Raw genomic sequence first — 979 nt, 5'->3', positions numbered from 1 at the left:
CGCTGGTGGCGATGGTCAACGCCTACCTCGTCGCGTCGTGCGTGGGCCCGGAGGTCGGCACCAACATCAGTGCAATCGTCGCCGACATGAACGCCACGGGCGGGTACGGCGCCGGCTACCGGCCCATTTGAGCCTGAATCCGTTGATGAGTGATCTCGGCAGCTCAGAAGGCCGCTGCCAGCGAATCTGTGCGTGGGCGTGCGTGTCGGTTCCGACCAGAGGGCCGTTCACATTGTCGGATCCTCGGGTCGGACCATGCGCCGGCGTTGAGTGCATCACGGCAATCATCGGCGACGGGCCTGGCACGAGGTCGTCAATGGTCCGTTTGGCCGAGACGAACGCCTTCCGATCCAAACCTAGAGCAGATCGTCGCACCGCGGCACGGCCGCGAGGTGAGCATCCGGTTGGAGGTCACCCTCTCAGCCGGAACGGCTTCATACCGAACCCTGGTGCGGTTCTGCAGCGATCGTCGGTGGGGCGCGGCGACGAGGGGTTCAGGTCACCCGTCCCGGGTTCGTGGTGAAGAGCCGCGACAGCACCGACGCAGCGGTACAAGGAGTCGGCTCGGGGGGTGGCCGCGGCAGCGGGTTGGCAGAGACCGAATGTGCCGGTGCTCTCCGGGTCCTATGCTCAACGGTGCAAGACTGTCCTGCCTTGTCGGGTTCACATTGTCCGGTTCATTTCGATTGTCTTGGGCGGCTCACCGTGACGGCGCACCGATCGCGTGGTCGACGGGCGCTGCATGCCAATGCGGCACCGATAGCCTGCGCGCACGAGCGTCGGGGCGGATGCGGCGCGATGATGGTCTGCGCGCTCGCCGTCGGGTTGGCCGCGGCCTGCAGCTCATCGGCGAACCACACACCGGCCACGTCGGTGGCCACCGATTCCTCGACGCCGTCGGCAGCCGCCGAATCCGGCACCACACCGGGCCCCGACGCGGCGGCGGCGATCACCATCGAGGGCTACCGCTTCGCCACCC

Annotated in this window: 2 pseudogenes; both read left to right on the top strand. The window is 67.4% G+C overall.

Annotated elements, in window-relative coordinates:
* Positions 1 to 131 (top strand): annotated as a pseudogene (locus AC1DWT_RS51575) (serine protease); the annotation flags it as partial.
* Positions 132 to 798: 667 nt separating this feature from the next.
* Positions 799 to 979 (top strand): annotated as a pseudogene (locus tag AC1DWT_RS51570) (cupredoxin domain-containing protein); the annotation flags it as partial.

The organism is Rhodococcus sp. P4_B6, from assembly GCF_056402215.1.
Note: the sequence above shows the minus strand (reverse complement) of the source record. Positions and strands in the feature narration are given on the sequence as shown.